Here is a 15,971-nt window from a genome sequence, read left to right as displayed (position 1 = left end):
GAGTCGCACTCTGGGAACGCCTCGAAGAAGGAGCATCCCCATGAGCGAATCGCAGTTTCCTGCATCGAACGGTCCTGACGCGAACGGCGCCGAACCGACCCAGACCGGCGGATACGTGCCGCCCCGTCCGCCGATGCCCGGTGACCAGGTCACCGAGCCCGTGCCCGCCGGATGGCACGCCGCCCCCCAGTCCACCGACGGCCACGTCTCCGCAGAGCCCGCGACGAAGGACGATGCCAAGGTCGGCACCGGCAAGATCGTCGCCGTCCTCGTCGCCGCAGCCATCGTCGGCTCGGTCTCCGGTATCGGCGGAGCCTTCGTCGGCTCGTCCATGTTCGAAGGATCGGGTTCCTCGGTCGTGCAGAGCTCGCCGAGTCAGGTGACGGTGAACAACCCCGACCAGGTGAACCAGACGACGGGCATCGCCGCGAAGACCCTTCCGAGCGTCGTCACGATCTCCGCGACGTCGTCCGACGGCGGCGGCACCGGGTCGGGCGTCGTTCTCTCGGAGGACGGCTACGTCGTCACCAACACCCACGTCGTCACCCTCGACGGCGCGACGGGCGACGCGGCCCTGCGGGTGACCGCATCGGACGGACGCGTGTACGACGCCGAGATCGTCGGCACCGACCCGATCTACGACCTCGCCGTGATCAAGCTGACGGATGCCTCGGGGCTGACCCCGATCGAGTTCGCCGATTCGGACTCGCTCAACGTCGGCGACACGACGGTCGCCGTGGGCGCGCCCCTCGGACTCTCGAACACGGTCACCACAGGTATCGTCAGCGCTCTCAACCGCTCGATCCAGATCGCATCATCCGCCGTTCCGGACAGCGGCGAGCAGCAGGAGGAGGACAGCGGCCAGGATTCGCCGTTCCAGTTCGACTTCGGCCAGGGCGACCGCCCCAGCGGGTCGACGGGCACGATCTCGATCGCCGTCATCCAGACCGACGCCGCCATCAACCCCGGCAACTCGGGCGGCGCGCTCGTCGACGACGAGGGCAAGCTGATCGGCATCAACGTCGCGATCGCCTCCGCGGGCGGGTCCTCCTCGAGCCAGTCGGGCTCGATCGGCGTCGGCTTCTCGATCCCCTCGAATGTGGTGGAGCGCGTCGCCGGTGAGATCATCGACGACGGTGCGGCGACCCACGGCCTCCTGGGCGCGATGGTCGGCAACGCTGCGGACGTCGAAGGAGCCACCGTCGCCGGTGCCGCCATCAGCGACGTCACACCGGGCGGAGCCGCGGCCGAGGCCGGCCTCGACTCGGGCGACGTCGTGACCGAGTTCAACGGCGTGCCGGTGCGCGACGCGACCGACCTCACCGCGCAGGTGCGTGCGCTGGCAGCAGGATCGGACGCGACCGTGATCTACGTCCGTGACGGTCAGACCCGCACCGCGCAGGTCACGCTCGGCGAACTGACCGACTGACCGGTCGAAGACACGACCCCACCCCGCGATAGGCTCGCGGGGTGGGGTCGTTCTCGTTCGGGTCGGGCAACGGGGCGCAGCTGCTGCGGCTCCCGTTGCACCTCGGCGGCGCGATCGTGACCCGCGTCGTCCCTCGATCGGCGAACCTGTGGGTCTTCGGATGTGCGATCGGCATCGGAGAGGGCGCTCTCGCGCTGTGGCAGCAGGCCGACGCAGCCGGAGAACGATCGGTGTGGCTCGTCGCGAACGACCGAGAGGCAGCGGACGCGTCCGCACGCGGCATCCGATGGGCGCGAAAGCGGAGCCTGCGGGGATTCTGGTCGACGGTTCGCGCCGGCGTCGTCGTCGTGACGCACGGCGCGGGTGACGTCAACCGGTACGGCACCGCGGGATCCTTCCTCGTGCAGCTGTGGCATGGCATCCCGCTCAAGCGCATCGGCCTCGACTCGGCCGTCACGGCCCGCGCGCCGATCCCGGTGCCCGGCCTCGCCGCGCTCCTCCGGTTCGCCTATCGCCGCACCCAGCGCCGCATCCGCCTGATCCCGGCGGCATCCCATCTTGTTCGCGGTCGCCTCGAGTCGGCCTTCGGACTCAGCGACGACCGCGTGCCTGTCACGGGCGAGCCCCGCGTCGACGTGCTCTCCGCGGGGGATGCCGCGCACCGGCGCCAAACGGCCCGTGAGGCGATCTCCGGGGTCACCGGGGCGCACCTGGGCGACGGTACCCGTCTCGTGCTGTACGCGCCGACCTGGCGCGACGGGGAACCCGACCCGGGCGTGCCGACTCCCGCGGAGTGGCGCGGCATCGTCACGGTGCTCGAGCGGGCCGACGCCCTCCTCCTCATCCGCTCGCACCCCTTGGGCGCCGGGAGCTACGCGCCGCCCGCCGACACGGATCGCGTCCGATCTCTCGGAAGCGACCTCGTGGCCGAGGTGACCCCACTGCTGCCGGGGGTGGACGTGCTGATCACCGACTACTCGTCGCTCGCCTACGATTCCGCGCTCGTCCCGCTGCCGGTGATCTACTTCGCCCCCGATGAAGCCGCCTACGCCGACTCGCGCGGCTTCTACGGCCGGTACCGCGATGTCGCCGGCGACGACGTGGCCTCCGATTGGACCGCGGCGGCGAACCAGCTCGAGCGGCTCCTGGCGGACCCGTTCGAGAACCAGCGACGGCTGGACAGGGCGGGGTCTCTCAGCCTGGCCGTCCACCGTCACCGGGATGGCCGCAACGCCGAGCGGGTCTATCAGGCGATCCGCCGCGTGCGGGAAGGGCTCGACGCATGATCCGCACCCGACTGGCCGATCCCCCGGGCGACCCCGTCCTCGTCCTCGAGGGCGACGGTGGTGCGCCCGGCGATGTCCGCGTCACCGGGGCCCGAGCGCGCGTCCGCGCGGTCATCGAACCGCACGGCGGCGGGTGGCGGGCGACGGTGCCGCTCACCGTGTCGCGCTGGGGGGCGCCCGCAGCGCCCCTGCCGTCGGGGGAGTATGTCCTCGCCGTCGACGGTCTCGCCGTCAGCGACCTGGCGGACCTGCCGCGCACGGTCGTCGGGTCGCTCGCGGTCGCGGTGGTGGACGGGCGCGTGGTGGCATCCGCTCCGCTCGACGACGCCGCCCGGAGCGCTGCCGGGCGTCGCGACCGGGAGCGGGAATACGCCCGATCGTCCGAACGGGTGACGAACGCTGTGTTCTTCGAGAGCTTCTACGGCCGTAACGCGAGCTGCAACCCGCGCGCACTCGATGCGGCTCTCGCCCGGGTCGCGCCCGAGGTGACCCGCTACTGGAGCGTCGCGGACCTCTCCGTCACCATCCCCGACGGCGCCGTGGCTGTCGTGGAGGGCAGCCCGGAATGGTGGCGCGCACGGGCGACATCGAGGCTCCTCATCGTCAACGACTGGCTGCGACACCGGTTCACCCGGCGGCCGGGTCAGCGGGTCCTCCAGACCTGGCACGGCACCCCGCTGAAGAGACTCGCCCTCCACCGCGCCGGATTCGATCCTCGACGCGTCCTCGCCGTCCTTCGCGAGAGCCGCCGGTGGGATGTCCTGCTGGCGCAGAACCCCTATGCGGCCGGCGTCCTCGCGAAGGCGTACGGCTTCTTCCGGAAGCCCGTGTGGGTCGAGGGCTACCCCCGCAACGACTCCCTGCGGAGCGCTGACCCGGCCCCCGTGCGCGCCGCCCTCGGTCTCGACGACGGCGATCACGTGATCCTGTACGCGCCGACATGGCGTGACGACCGGGAGAGCCTCGTCGACTTCGTCGACCTGGAACGGCTCGCGTCCGACACCGGAGCCGTCGTCCTCGTCCGCGGACACTCCCGCACGCTGCTCCCCGGCTCCGACACCGTCGGAGAGCGGGTCATCGACGTGACGACCTACCCGGACATCGCCGACCTGCTCCTCGTCGCCGACGCGGTCGTGACCGACTACTCCTCCGTCATGTTCGACTTCACCGTGACGGGTCGTCCGCTGTACTTCCTGGTGCCCGATCTCGAGCACTACCGCGGCGAGTTGCGTGGGTTCTACTTCGACCTCGTCGAACGCGCCCCGGGGCCGCTGGTCTCGACGCAGGAGGAGCTCACCGAGGCGATCCTCGACCCGGGCACCGCAGCGCGCTTCGCGGAGCGCTACGACGCCTGGCGGGCGAGGTTCAACGCGCGCGACGACGGCCACGCCGCTGAACGTGTGGTCGCGCGGATCTTCGATCAGGGATTCCTCGACCGGGGGTGACGGCGGGCTCGCCGGACCTGATCAGGGGAGAGGCGTGTTGCGGTCGAGCCGCGACGTGTCGATCGTCTTCGACGCTCCGCGAAGGATGCCGCGGAGGAACCCCGCACCCCAGGCGAGGTGCATCGACGGCACGACGGCGAGGTACCAGGCGCGCTGGCGTGCTGGCCCGCCGGCGCGGGTGCCGGCCGCCGCGACCAGAGCGACGTAGAGGGCGATCGGAAGGTGGAAGATCGAGGCGCGGCGGCCCGTCAGCACACCGGTCGCCTGCAGGCCGGCGACGATGATGCTGGACGCGGTCGCCGCGACGAGGGCGGGCGGCGCGAAGAACCGTACGGAGTTGCGACGACCGAACCGGCGCACCAGCTCGCCCCGCCAGGTGCCGGTCGCGGTGAACTGCCGCACGAGGCGAGTCCAGCTGTCGCGCGGCCAGTAGGTCACCGAGAGCGCCGGGTCGAACCAGACGAGGTGACCTGCCGCGCGAAGACGGAGATTGAGCTCCCAGTCCTCGCCGCGCCGGATCGACTCATCGAAGAGACCGACCTCCTCGAGGATCTCCTTGCGCATGACGCCCAGATATGCCGACTCCGCAGGTCCCTCCTCACCGCCGCTGTGGTACGCGCCGCCCCCGAGGCCGAGGCGGGAGTTGTAGGCGTGAGCGACGGCAGCCTGGAAGGGGGTGCGCCCGTCCGCATGCATCACGCCGCCGACGTTCGCGGCGCCGACGCGACGAAGGGTCTCGAGCGCGCGTCGGGCGTACCCGGCGGTGAGCTCGGAGTGCGCATCGACGCGGACGATGACGTCGTGGCGGGCGGCACGGATGGCGCGGTTGAGGCCGATCGGGATGTCCGCCTCGGGGTTGTGCACGATCGTGATCCGAGGATCTTCCGATGCCAGGTGCGTGGCGAGCTCCGTCGTGCCGTCGCGAGAGGGGCCGAGGGCCAGGATGAGCTCGGTGGGGCCGTCGATCTCCTGTGCGAGGACGGTCTCGACGGCACGCTCGAGGTAGGCGCGCTCGTTCAGCACGGGCATCACGAAGGAGACGCCTACGTCCGCGGCCAGTGGCGGGAGGGTCCGAGTCACGCCGACGCCCTGCGGCTGTCGGCGACGAGCTGGTCGAAGCTCTGGAGCACGTCCCGCGTGTACCCGGCGACGTCGAGATGGGAGGGAGGCACCTCGCCCGCGATGAACGCGCGCATTCCATACGCGAGCGCGTCGTCGTCACGGTCGACGATGAGCATCGAATCGCCCGGAAGCGCCCCTTCAGCGGATCCGAATGCCGTCGACACGATCGGAAGCCCGAGCTGAGCGGCCTCGATGAGGACCATGGGCTGACCTTCGTAGTCGCTCGAGAGCACGAAGCAGTCGCAGGCGCTCATGATGGCGACGGGGTCATGCTGGGGCCCGGTGAGGAAGACCCGATCGGTCAGTCCCGCGTCGTCGATCTGCGCCCGAAGGTCGACGGCGAGCGGCCCTCCGCCGACGATGAACAGCTGCGCGTCGGGCTCGGTGCCGGCGACGGCGGCGAAGGCCCTGATGAGGCGCGCGTGGTTCTTCTCGGGGGAGAGCCGGCCCACCGTCACGAAGCGGCGCACTCCCGGCGTGGCGAGGGCGGCCCGCCAGGGTTCGGGGCCGTCGTCGACGTCGGCCCCCTCACGCGATCCGATGATGTCGGGAAGGTTGCGGAGGGTCCGGAACTTCTCGGCCGGCGCGTACTCCGCCAGCTCCGCCCGGTTGAGCGCGGTCAGCGACGGTGACACCGACACGAGTTGGTCGTAGGCCCGATACATCGCGAAGACACGGCCGAGCGGGCGGAGGAACGGCTTGCGTCCACCGACGGTGCGTTCGCGGTCTGCGGCCATCTCGTTGTGGAGCCAGATCGCGCGCACGGCGGGCGGCGAGTGCAGCATGAGATGCGTCCAGAACGGGCTGTAGCCGCTGAAGTCGGCGACCCAGTCGAACTCGGCGGAGCCGAAGATGCGGACCCACTCGTCCTTCCACAGGTTCCGGTGTCCGAGTCGGCGATGCGCGCGGAGGGGATCCGTGCTCGCATCAGCGACGCGGCGGAGGACCTGACGCCCCTTCAGGCCGTTCATGCCCCCGAGGCGGAACACCTGGCGGATGCTGGGCGCGAGCCGCTCCTGGTTGGCGCGCGTCGTCGCGCCCCGCGGCATCGCCATGAGCGCGGTCACGTCGTAGCGCTCCGGGTCGAGCGAGTTCAGCAGGTTCACCGCTGAGGTGGTGATCCCGTTGAGACGGTTCCCGCCGATGTAGAACAGCACGCGCGTTCGCTCGTCGCGTGCGGCGGGTGCCGCGCGGAGCCCGTCGCGGCGTCCGCGGAACACGACATCGATCACGCGGTCGGCGGCATGCCCGTCCTCGTGGGGGGTGAACCGGCTCGCCCATTCGCCGTATCGAGGATGCTGCGGCGCGCCCGCCTGCATCAGCTCGCGGAGATCGCGCCCCAGTGCGCTCGCGTCGGTGTGCACCGGTCCGGGGAGCGCGTTCAGCGGCAGGTACGTTCCGCGTTCGGCGGCGTAGTCGTCGCGGTCGGGTACGAGGAAGCCGATCGGCGCACCCGTCGCGAGGTAGTCGAAGAAGATCGACGAGTAGTCGGTGACGAGGGCGTCTGCGACGCCGAGGGTCACATTGGTCGGGATGCTGTTGGGGATCAGCATCCGGCGGAGGGACGGTATCCGCTTCGCCAGCGTGTGGACGACCTGGTGCGTCTTGACGAGGACGACGGTGTCATCGCCGAGGGACTCCTGGAGGCTCACGGCCTGCTCGGCGAGGTGGGCCAGATCGGCGTCGGGGGACTGGAAGGACGACCCGCGCCATGTGGGCGCGAAGACGACGAGGCGCTCCGGCATCCGCTCGATGCCGAGATGGGACTGGATCCGCGCCCGGACGGAGGCCCGCTCCTCAGCACCGAGTCGCTGACGATCGATGCGCGGGTATCCCTCCTCGATGATCGTGCCGCGGTAGACGTTCGACAGCTGGTAGGCGCCCTCGTACATGACCTCCGTCATGAAGCGGTTGGCGGAGAGGAGGTAGTCGGCGGCGAGGAGGTTGCGAAGGGTGTTCGCCGATTCGCGCGCACCTCCGGGCATGTCCGCTCCCATGAGCTTGAGCGGGGTGCCGTGCCAGGTGTTCAGGTAGATCTGGCCCGTCCGTTTGCCGAATGCCGGCGGGAAGGTCGCGTTGTTGATCAGATAGCCGGCCGTGGACATCGCGCGCCAGTAACGGGCGCTGCCGCGCGCCACGACCCGGACGTTCGGACGATCCTGGAACTCGGCTCGGAGCGCCCGCGCCGTCTCGGCGTCGCTGATCGCCCAGATGTGTGTGAGGTCGGCGAACTCGGGATCGTCGAGCAGCCGGCGGAAGATGGCCTCGGGGTTGCAGAGCGCGCCGTTGCCCGCGAAGGACTCGTACACCACACTGCGGGGGCGCAGGGGCAGCGCGCGGGCGAGCGCGATCTGCTCGGAGACCAGCATCCGCTTCGCACGTGCGACGCTCTTGAGGAGGGCCGGGGGCAGGAAGGAACGCATGGGTCTGTGTGCTGTGCTCTCGTTCTCGGTTGATCAGGGCGCGACTTCACCGGCGCGGCGGCGGGCGCGTGCCGCAACCGAGCGGTGAACGCGACGCGCCATCCGATGAATCCTAGCCTCGACGCCCTGATAGAACGCCCAGGCGATGAGGATCGAGAGCGGGATGCCGATCGCACCGACGAGCAGGTACTGATCGGCGCCGATCGCGAAGGCGAGGGTCGCGAGCACGGGCACGTGCACGAGGTACAGGCTGAACGAGATCTTCCCGAACCACTGGACGACCTTCGTCTCGAACAGTCTGACGACCGGCCCCCAGGCGAGGCTCACGAGGACAACCCCGGCGGCGCCCGGAGCCGCGAGAGCCCAGAGCGCGTGGCTCAGCTCGCTGCCACTCGGCGCGATCGGACGAGCCAGCCAGCTCGCGATGAGCAGGACGACGGACGCGACCGCGAAGGTCGGCATGAACCAGCGCGAACGCGGCCGCTGCACCCAGGCCAGCAGATCCGGCATCCGCGCGGCCATGATCGTGCCGATGAAGAAGATCGGGAAGTACAGCAGCTCGCTCTGCTCGAAGATGCGGCCGGCGAAGCTCAGCGCGCAGCAAAGGGCGACGGCGATCAGGGCCCAGCGCCGGATGAGCAGGGCGAGCGCCACCGCGAGCGGCATGACGATCGAGTAGAGCAGCTCCCAGTGGAGCGACCAGAGCGGGTTGTTGAGCGAGTACTGGCGCGGCACGAGAGACGCCTGCGAGAAGAAGCTCGACCAGGTCACCGATTCGGCGTGGGTCTCCGCCATCCAGGAGCCCTCGGGCATCGTCGACCGGTCGCGCGGCACCAGGTAGATGAGGAGGGTGCTGAGCAGCAGCGCGGCGATCACAGGCCCATAGAGGCGGACGACGCGGGCGGAGAGGAATCCCATCCACGAGAAGCCCTCCTTGAACACCGGGAGGACGACCACGAGGCCCGACAGGACGAAGAAGACGAGCACGGCCTCGTTGCCCGCGGTGAGCAGCTTCACCGGTGACTGGGAGATGACGTCCCACCCGACCGTCCCCTCCAGCAGCGGTCGCGCGATCAAGAGCCAGTGGTGGAGGACGACGACGAGCGCGGCGACGCCGCGCAGTCCGTCGAGGCTGCGGATGCGCCCGTCGGGAGGGGGAGGGGGAGTGGTCACGAGGCCGTTTCGGTAAAGGGGTGGCCGGCTCAGATCGCGCCGGTCAGCCCGGCGATGCCCGCGATCACGGAGGCCAGGGCGATGGCGAGAGCCACGGCGAACAGGATCGTGTGCACCGTGAGGAAGGGGGTCGGGCGGCCCGACGCGTCTCGCGCCCGCGGGTCACGGACGACGCGGCGGAAGAATGTCGGCCAGACGATGACCGTGAAGGCGGCGTTCACGAACAGGAGGACGGCGAGAAGAGTCACGCCGACGACACTACTGGCCGAGCTGATCTTCTCCCGACCCCTTGCGCTCGCCTCGCCGGAGCGCCCGGCGGACGCCCCGCACCGCGCCCTTCTCGAGAGGCAGGGTGCCCGGGGCGGGCTCGAGTTCGGTCGGGTAGAACGCGGGCGCGGGGCCGAAGGCACGATGGGCGTTGGTCACGACCCGGCGACCGAGGATGTGGTTGCCGGTTCCGCCGATGACGGCACCCACACCGAACGGGAGTGCCTTTCCGACGATGGACGCGCCGCCCTGAGCGACGAATCTGCGCATGAACGCCGTCTTCAGGCGGTCGACCAGCGGCCCCATCACGGCTCGGGGGAGCGCCGAGGTGACGAGATTGCCCCAGTACTTGTCGCGCGTCGGTCCGTTTCCGCTCACCTGCCGCGCGAACTGCGACACGAGGTCAACACCTTCCTTCCCGACCATCAGCGTCAGCACGAGTGCACGCGCACGATCAGGGTTCTCCACGCGGATGCCGTGCAACTCGGCCAACGACTGCGCGTACAGGGCGGTCGCATCGAGGAAGCCGAGCGTCTCGACGCCGCCGAGGGCGAGCGTGATGCCGGTTCCGATTCCGGGGACCACCGCCGTCGCTCCGACAGCCGCCCCGCCCGCGGTCACCGCGGCGAGGTAGCGGCGGTCGAGGATGCGCGCGATCTCCGCCGGAGAGGCATCCGGGTGCCGGAGGCGGATGCTGCGCAGGTGCGCGAGCACGATGGGCCGCTGAACGGCCAGCACGCGGTCGAGAGCACGGATCAGCCGCGGGTGCTCCGGAGAGCCTTCAGGTGGCAAGCCGCCCTCCCACGGTGCGTCGACGGGAAGGGAGTGGATGCGAGGAACGTCGGTCATATCAGCACCGATGCTAGGAGCCGGCGCTGGACGCGGCCTGAGCGGACTCAGACGTAGAGGTTGGCCCGCTCGAGGTCTTCGGCGAAGTCGACCTCGACCGCGTAGAGGTCGGAGATGTCGAGCGGGGTGATCTTGATCCCGTTCTCGGCGATGGCGAGCTCGAGCCCGCGTTCGAAGTAGTCCTGGTCGCCGACACGGGCGAGCTGGGCGATCAGGGCGGGCTTGTCCTCGCGGGAGATGAAGTTGATGCCGACCGCCTCGCCGAGGCCGCCGACGACCGTCTTCGAGAGCTCGGCGATGTTGCCGGTCGCGTCGACCGTGTACTTCACCTCTTCGTCGCTGACCTTGGCCGTGTTGACCGTGACGAAGGACTGACCCGCCTCGACCAGTGCCAGGGCGCGTCCGAGCACGCGGGGGTCGAAGACGACGTCGCCGTTCATCCAGAGCACACCGCCCTTGCCGGTCGCCGACAGGGCGCGAAGGAGGCTCTTGGAGGTGTTCGTCTGGTCGTAACGGTCGTTGTAGACGTAGTTGACGTCGGGGAACGCGTCGACGACGGTCTCGGCGCGGTAGCCGACGACCGTGGTGATCTTCGCGGCGGTGCCGAACGCGGCACGGATGTTGTCGTGCTGCTGCCCCATGATGCTGCGACCGTCGCTGAGGACCGTCAGCGGCTTGGGAAGACTGCGCCCGAGGCGCGAGCCCATTCCGGCGGCGAGGATGACGATCTGGGTGGTCACGGGGAACTCCTGACGAGTGGACACTTTCCGTTCATAGGACGGACACATCTTCGTGCCGTCTTCCACACTACCGAGAAGACCTGAAAACCCGCCGAGGTCGGCCACGACGTTGTGCATTCGTGATGCGCGACGGACCGGGGGGTGTTCGCCGGTGAGCCCCGATTCGCCTTGCTAGGTTTGGAGGGTGACTGCCTTGCCGCCACGGCCAGAGCGGGGTCCGGATTCGACACCGGATGCTGCTGCCGTCTTCCTGCCCCCGCCGCCCCCGGCGGTCTCGGCAGCGGTCGCCGCCGCCGAGCGCGCACGCGCCGCAGCGGTCGATGCGGACCGTGTCCCGGCCGACGCATCCCGCGAGCCCGGCGGTTCTCCTGCCCGCACGCCCGGCACGAAGGTCGGATCGGCGAAGAAGGCCAGAGCGCGGAAAGCGCGAGCGGCGGAAACCACGCAGGTACCGGTCGAAACGCCCCCGCCGCCGGGGCCCGAGCTGCCGGCGGCCATCGCCAGTCACGGCGGCGAGACGCGAGCACCCGAGGGTGCGGGCGTCATCGAGTTGCCTGCCGAGAACGAGCCGCCGACAGACGCCGAGAATCCCGCAGACGCCGACATCCCTGTCGACCCGGGAACCCCGGTGCCGATGGTGTCCGATGAGACGCACGTCATTGCGGTCGTGGACGCGTCGCCTGCCACACGGGTACTCGACGTGCCGGGCGACGACTCCGAGCCCGCCGACGCTGAAGACGAGCAACACGACACCGCCACGGATCTGCTGACCGAGTGGGGCCTCGTCACGGTGCCCGCCCCGCCCGAGCCGTTCGATACCGAGACGGCACATGGCGCCGACAGCCTTGCGCTCGCGGAGACCGCGATGCCCGCCGAGGCCGACTCTTCTCCAGCCGCGCCGGAGGCGGACGGCATCGATCACGACATGGTCGACGACGAGCAGGTGGCCGAACCGCAGCCGGAGGTCGAACCCGAACTCGTGGTCGAAGCGGAGCCGGTGGCCGAACCCGAACCCGAGGTCGAAGCCGACCCCGAGGTCGGACCTGAACTCGAGGTCGGACCTGAACTCGAGGTCGAAGCCGACCCCGAGGCCGGACCGGAACTCGAGGTCGAACCTGGACCCGAGGTCGAAACCGAACCCGAGGTCGAAGCCGACCCCGAGGTCTCCGCGGAGCCGACAGCCGAGACGCAGACCGACGGGATCGACGAGCCCGAAACCGGTCATGCCGCGGTCGAAGAGGTCGGCGACGCCGAGTCGCTCTCGGAGACGCAGGCGCCCGTTGCGACGCCCGGGGATGCGCCGGCCCTCCGGCTCACGGGCGTGACGAAGTCATTCGGCCGAACCCGTGCCGTCGACGATCTGGACCTCGAGATCCCCGCGGGCAGCTTCTATGGTCTCGTGGGGCCCAACGGCGCAGGCAAGACCACGACACTGTCGATGATCGCCGGCCTCCTCCGCCCCGACGCCGGGCGCATCGAGGTGGCGGGCGTCGACCTGCTTCGTGACCCGAGCGGCGCCAAGGCGCAGATGGGCGTCCTTCCCGACCGCCTCCGGACGTTCGACAGGCTGACCGGCCGCCAGCTGCTCCACTACTACGGCGTCCTGCGAGGACTTCGACCCGCGGTGGTCGCCGAGCGCACGGCCGACCTCGCTCGCGCTTTCGACCTCACATCGGCGCTCGGGCGACCGGTGTCGGACTACTCGGCCGGCATGATCAAGAAGATCATGCTCGCCGGCGCGATGATCCATGCGCCGCGTCTGCTGGTGCTCGATGAGCCGTTCGAAGCGGTCGACCCGGTGTCGAGCTCCGTCATCCTCGACATCCTCACCGCCTACGTGGCGGCGGGCGGAACGGTCGTGCTGTCGAGTCATGGCATGGACCTCGTCGAGCGGGTGTGCGACGGCGTCGCGGTGATCGTATCCGGCCAGGTGCTCGCCCGAGGGACCGTCGACGAGGTCCGCGGAGACCACACGCTCGCGGAGCGCTTCGTCCAGCTCTCGGGTGGGGTCACCGACGTGGAGGGCCTGGAGTGGTTGCACACGTACTCCGACTGAGGCTCGCGCTGCTGGCCGGCTCGCTGCGGGCACGACCGGGCGTGCTCGTCCGACGCGTGCTCGCCGGGATCGTGCTGGCGGTGGCCGTGGTCGCCGTCTGCACCGCGATCGTCCGGCTCGGCGAGGCGCCTGCCGAGAACGCCACCGCTCTCTCGGTCGTGGCAGGCTCCATCATCATCCTCGGCTTCGCCCTGCTCCCCGTGTTCACCGGTGCGGAGGATCCGCTCGATCCCCGGCGGTTCGCCGTGCTCGGGGGGAGCGTGCGCCAGGTGGCGGGCGCGACCCTCGTGGGCTCGGTCGTCAGCGTCCCGGTGCTCGCGGTCATCGCTGTCGGCGCGGCTCTGGCGACGGCGTGGACGGCGCGCGGGGCGGGGATCGTGCTCGCGGTCGTCTCCGTTCTCCTCGGTACCGTCACCGCGATCCTCGCGGCGCGGTGCGCGATGGCGATCGGCGCCCTCGTGCTGCGCGATCGGCGAACGCCTCAGCTCACCGGACTGATGGTGGTGGCTGCGGCCGTCCTGATCGTGCCCGTCGTCGTCTTCACCGTATCGCTCGACTGGTCGGCGGGGCTCCCGTCCCCGCTCGTCGAGGCGGCGGACGTGCTCGCGATCACCCCGCTGGGAGCCTCGTGGGCCGTCGGGCTCCGCGAGGGAGGGGCGTTGGCGGCATCCATCCTCGTCGCCCTTCTCACGATCGGCGCGCTGGCGGGCCTGTGGCTTCTCCTCGTCCGCCGGATGCTGACGCAGACCGAGCGTCCCGTCCCCGTCCGGGAGCGCCGCGGGCTCGGATGGTTCGCCGTCATGCCCGGAGTGCCCGGCGGTGCGATCGCCGCCCGCAGCCTGATCTACTGGTTCGCGGATCCCCGGCACCTCGCCAACATCATCGTGGTCCCGATCGTGTCGATCCTCGCGGTGGCCCCGCTTCTCGTCGTCGGCGTGCCCGTGCAGACCGTCGCGCTGATCCCGGCGCCGCTGATGGCGCTCTTCTTCGGGTGGCTCGCGCACAACGACCTCGCCTACGACTCGACGGGGATCTGGCTCCACCTGGCTGCCGGAGTGCGTGGGATCGCCGATCGCCTCGGCCGGCTCGTGCCCGTTCTCCTCATCGCCGTCCCGCTGCTCGCTCTCGCCATCACGGTCTCGGTCTGGGTCCATGATCGCTGGGCGGTCCTCCCCGCCCTCGTCGGCGTGTGCGCGAGCCTGTTCGGCGGCGGTCTCGGGCTCAGCTCGATCTCGTCGGCGCTCGCTCCGTATCCGGTGTCGCGACCGGGTGACGGACCCTTCGAACAGCCCCAGCGCACCGGCGGTGGAATGACGCAGGCGGCCGTCCTCCTGGGGGCGATCGTCGTGAGCGCTCCCGCGCTGTGGTGGGGGTGGCTGACCCTGACCAGCGACCCCGGCTACGCATGGACGTCTTTCTGGGGCGGCATCATCGTCGGCGGCGTGATGGTCGTCGGCGGCCTCGTCGTCGGCGGGCTCGTCTTCGACCGCCGGACGAGCCGGATCATGGAGTTCGCCGAAACGATGTGACCAGACCCCGGGGAGGGGGTCCGCCGGTACACTCAGGGTCATGAGTACGCCGATCGACAGTCCCGACCAGGGCGGCCTCGCCACCCTCGACCGCGAGCTCGAAGAGCTCATCCGCGAGGAGAGCATCGAACCGGGCGACCACGAGCGGTTCTCCCACTACGTCAAGAAGGACAAGATCCTCGAGTCGGCGCTGACGGGCAAGCCCGTGCGCGCCCTGTGCGGAAAGAAGTGGACTCCCGGTCGCGACCCGGAGAAGTTCCCGGTCTGCCCCACGTGCAAGGAGATCTACGCGTCGATGACGTCGTAGACGGTCGGCAGGGCCGGGTCCGCGCGGCTGAGCGCCAGCGCCGCCACGGGCAACTCCTCCCGAACCCGGAGATGGTGCGTTCGCGCGGCGTCGACGCCGCGGGCGCCCTCGTGGGCGGCATCCGATTCTCCGGCGCTGATCAGCGTGACCTGCAGTGCGCGCGCATCGGGATGCTGGGACGGGGCGGGCAGCACCTCGAAGCCGTCTGCGACGACGATGAGCTCGCTCGTGGCAACGCCGTCGTCGCGGGTGCGGAAAGCGGCCTTCCGGCCTCCGATCGACGCCTTCGAGGTGGACGCTTTGGCCACGGGGACCCACCCGCCGTCGGCGCCCTGGCGTGCGACCAGCTTGTAGACCATTCCGGCGGTGGGTGATCCCGAGCCGGTGACGACGGACGTGCCGACGCCGTAGGAGTCGACCGGCGATGCGGCGAGGGCCGCGATCGCGTATTCGTCGAGGTCGCTCGTGACCGTGATGCTCGTGCCGGTGGCGCCGAGCTCATCGAGCTGCGCGCGCACCGAGGCGGCGACGGTCGGCAGATCGCCCGAGTCGATGCGTACGCCCCCGAGCCCCGTGCCGGCGACGGCGACGGCGGTCGCGACGCCCTGCCGGATGTCGTAGGTGTCGACGAGAAGGGTCGTCGCGGTGCCGAGGGAGGAGATCTGGCTGCGGAACGCCTCCTCCTCGGTGTCGTGCAGGAGCGTCCACGCGTGCGCGGCCGTGCCCATCGTCGGCACTCCCCAGGCGCGTCCGGCTTCGAGGTTGCTGGTCGCGGAGAACCCGGCGATGTAGGCGGCACGGGCGGCGGCGACGGCAGACCGCTCGGCGGCACGCCGCGAGCCCATCTCGGCGAGAGGGCGGTCGCCCGCGGCGATGCTCATGCGGGCGGCGGCCGTGGCGACCGCAGAGTCGTGGTTGAGGACGCTCAGCGCGAGGGTCTCGAGGATCACTGCTTCGGCGAAGGTGCCTTCGACCGTGAGGAGGGGAGACCCGGGGAAGTACAGCTCGCCCTCGCGGTAGCCGGTCACGGTGCCGGTGAAACGGTAGTCCTCGAGGTAGCGCACGGTCTCGGCGCTGACGATGCGGTGATCGCGGAGGTAGGCGAGCTCGGCGTCGTCGAAGCGGAAGTCGCGGATCAGCGCCAGGAGGCGGCCCGTGCCCGCGACGACGCCGAATCGCCGGCCACCGGGGAGCCTCCGCCCGAAGAGCTCGAAGACGCAGCGCCGCGAGGCGGTTCCGTCGCGGAGGGCCGCATCGAGCATCGTGAGCTCGTAGCGGTCGGTCAACAGCGCCGTGGAGGTGCTCATGCGGTCACTCTATCCAGCGCGCGGGTAGGCTGGTCGAC

The 15,971-nt window shown here is 70.4% G+C and carries 13 protein-coding genes; 6 read left to right on the top strand and 7 right to left on the bottom strand.

Annotation, left to right across the window (positions count from 1 at the left end; translation table 11 throughout):
- Positions 1-40: 40 nt before the first annotated feature.
- From ACJJV7_RS08740 to ACJJV7_RS08730, 3 genes are read left to right on the top strand one after another with little or no spacing between them, the layout of a single operon-like run.
- On the top strand, positions 41-1,429 hold the full coding sequence (locus ACJJV7_RS08740; protein WP_405375610.1) for a S1C family serine protease: 1,389 nt from the start codon (positions 41-43) through the stop codon (positions 1,427-1,429).
- Between the two features lie 41 nt (positions 1,430-1,470).
- Positions 1,471-2,715, top strand: a complete 1,245-nt coding sequence (locus tag ACJJV7_RS08735; RefSeq protein WP_405375612.1) for a CDP-glycerol glycerophosphotransferase family protein — start codon at positions 1,471-1,473, stop codon at positions 2,713-2,715.
- A complete protein-coding gene (locus ACJJV7_RS08730) occupies positions 2,712-4,160 on the top strand; it encodes a CDP-glycerol glycerophosphotransferase family protein (protein ID WP_405375614.1) in 1,449 nt (482 codons plus the stop codon). Before ACJJV7_RS08735 ends, ACJJV7_RS08730 begins: the two co-directional genes overlap by 4 nt.
- A gap of 21 nt (positions 4,161-4,181) precedes the next feature.
- Here the strand turns inward: ACJJV7_RS08730 and ACJJV7_RS08725 are convergent, their stop codons facing one another.
- The 6 genes from ACJJV7_RS08725 to ACJJV7_RS08700 are packed head-to-tail and all read right to left on the bottom strand — an operon-like array spanning position 4,182 to position 10,734.
- Positions 4,182-5,189, bottom strand: coding sequence for a glycosyltransferase family 2 protein (locus ACJJV7_RS08725; protein WP_405376199.1), 1,008 nt, complete (start codon positions 5,187-5,189; stop codon positions 4,182-4,184).
- A gap of 47 nt (positions 5,190-5,236) precedes the next feature.
- Positions 5,237-7,705 carry a CDP-glycerol glycerophosphotransferase family protein gene (locus tag ACJJV7_RS08720; protein ID WP_405375616.1) on the bottom strand — a complete coding sequence of 823 codons (2,469 nt, stop codon included), beginning with the start codon at positions 7,703-7,705 and terminating at the stop codon, positions 5,237-5,239.
- Positions 7,706-7,738: 33 nt separating this feature from the next.
- The gene (locus tag ACJJV7_RS08715; RefSeq protein WP_405375617.1) at positions 7,739-8,878 is read right to left on the bottom strand and encodes an acyltransferase family protein; all 1,140 of its coding nucleotides are present in this window, start codon (positions 8,876-8,878) and stop codon (positions 7,739-7,741) included.
- A gap of 29 nt (positions 8,879-8,907) precedes the next feature.
- Positions 8,908-9,126, bottom strand: coding sequence for an SCO4848 family membrane protein (locus tag ACJJV7_RS08710; RefSeq protein WP_405375619.1), 219 nt, complete (start codon positions 9,124-9,126; stop codon positions 8,908-8,910).
- A 10-nt stretch (positions 9,127-9,136) separates the two neighbouring features.
- The gene (locus tag ACJJV7_RS08705) at positions 9,137-9,994 is read right to left on the bottom strand and encodes a hypothetical protein (RefSeq protein WP_405375621.1); all 858 of its coding nucleotides are present in this window, start codon (positions 9,992-9,994) and stop codon (positions 9,137-9,139) included.
- Between the two features lie 47 nt (positions 9,995-10,041).
- Positions 10,042-10,734 (bottom strand): NTP transferase domain-containing protein, encoded by a 693-nt coding sequence (locus ACJJV7_RS08700; protein ID WP_405375623.1) that lies wholly within the window; start codon positions 10,732-10,734, stop codon positions 10,042-10,044.
- A gap of 184 nt (positions 10,735-10,918) precedes the next feature.
- Here ACJJV7_RS08700 and ACJJV7_RS08695 point away from each other — a divergent pair, with 184 nt between their 5' ends.
- From ACJJV7_RS08695 to ACJJV7_RS08685, 3 genes are read left to right on the top strand one after another with little or no spacing between them, the layout of a single operon-like run.
- Positions 10,919-12,790, top strand: coding sequence for an ATP-binding cassette domain-containing protein (locus ACJJV7_RS08695; RefSeq protein WP_405375625.1), 1,872 nt, complete (start codon positions 10,919-10,921; stop codon positions 12,788-12,790).
- Positions 12,766-14,319, top strand: a complete 1,554-nt coding sequence (locus ACJJV7_RS08690; protein WP_405375627.1) for a hypothetical protein — start codon at positions 12,766-12,768, stop codon at positions 14,317-14,319. The genes ACJJV7_RS08695 and ACJJV7_RS08690 overlap by 25 nt, the downstream gene beginning before the upstream one ends.
- 40 nt (positions 14,320-14,359) lie before the next feature.
- Entirely contained in the window at positions 14,360-14,626 is a 267-nt protein-coding gene (locus tag ACJJV7_RS08685) for a DUF3039 domain-containing protein (protein ID WP_405375629.1), read from the top strand.
- Here the strand turns inward: ACJJV7_RS08685 and ACJJV7_RS08680 are convergent.
- The gene (locus tag ACJJV7_RS08680) at positions 14,605-15,933 is read right to left on the bottom strand and encodes a nicotinate phosphoribosyltransferase (RefSeq protein ID WP_405375631.1); all 1,329 of its coding nucleotides are present in this window, start codon (positions 15,931-15,933) and stop codon (positions 14,605-14,607) included. The two genes, ACJJV7_RS08685 and ACJJV7_RS08680, sit on opposite strands and share 22 nt — an antisense overlap.
- Between the last annotated feature and the right edge of the window lie 38 nt (positions 15,934-15,971).

The organism is Microbacterium sp. Ld4 (genome assembly GCF_045066555.1).
Classification (GTDB): Bacteria; Actinomycetota; Actinomycetes; order Actinomycetales; family Microbacteriaceae; genus Microbacterium.
This window is presented reverse-complemented; position numbering and strand designations above follow the sequence as displayed.

Excerpts from the sequence above, each read along its gene's own strand:
- ACJJV7_RS08740 (WP_405375610.1), top strand. The coding sequence starts at position 41 with ATGAGCGAATCGCAGTTTCCTGCATCGAACGGTCCTGACGCGAACGGC.
- ACJJV7_RS08730 (WP_405375614.1), top strand. The coding sequence starts at position 2,712 with ATGATCCGCACCCGACTGGCCGATCCCCCGGGCGACCCCGTCCTCGTC.
- ACJJV7_RS08725 (WP_405376199.1), bottom strand. The coding sequence starts at position 5,189 with ATGCCCGTGCTGAACGAGCGCGCCTACCTCGAGCGTGCCGTCGAGACC.
- ACJJV7_RS08720 (WP_405375616.1), bottom strand. The coding sequence starts at position 7,705 with ATGCGTTCCTTCCTGCCCCCGGCCCTCCTCAAGAGCGTCGCACGTGCG.
- ACJJV7_RS08705 (WP_405375621.1), bottom strand. The coding sequence starts at position 9,994 with ATGACCGACGTTCCTCGCATCCACTCCCTTCCCGTCGACGCACCGTGG.
- ACJJV7_RS08685 (WP_405375629.1), top strand. The coding sequence starts at position 14,360 with ATGAGTACGCCGATCGACAGTCCCGACCAGGGCGGCCTCGCCACCCTC.
- ACJJV7_RS08680 (WP_405375631.1), bottom strand. The coding sequence starts at position 15,933 with ATGAGCACCTCCACGGCGCTGTTGACCGACCGCTACGAGCTCACGATG.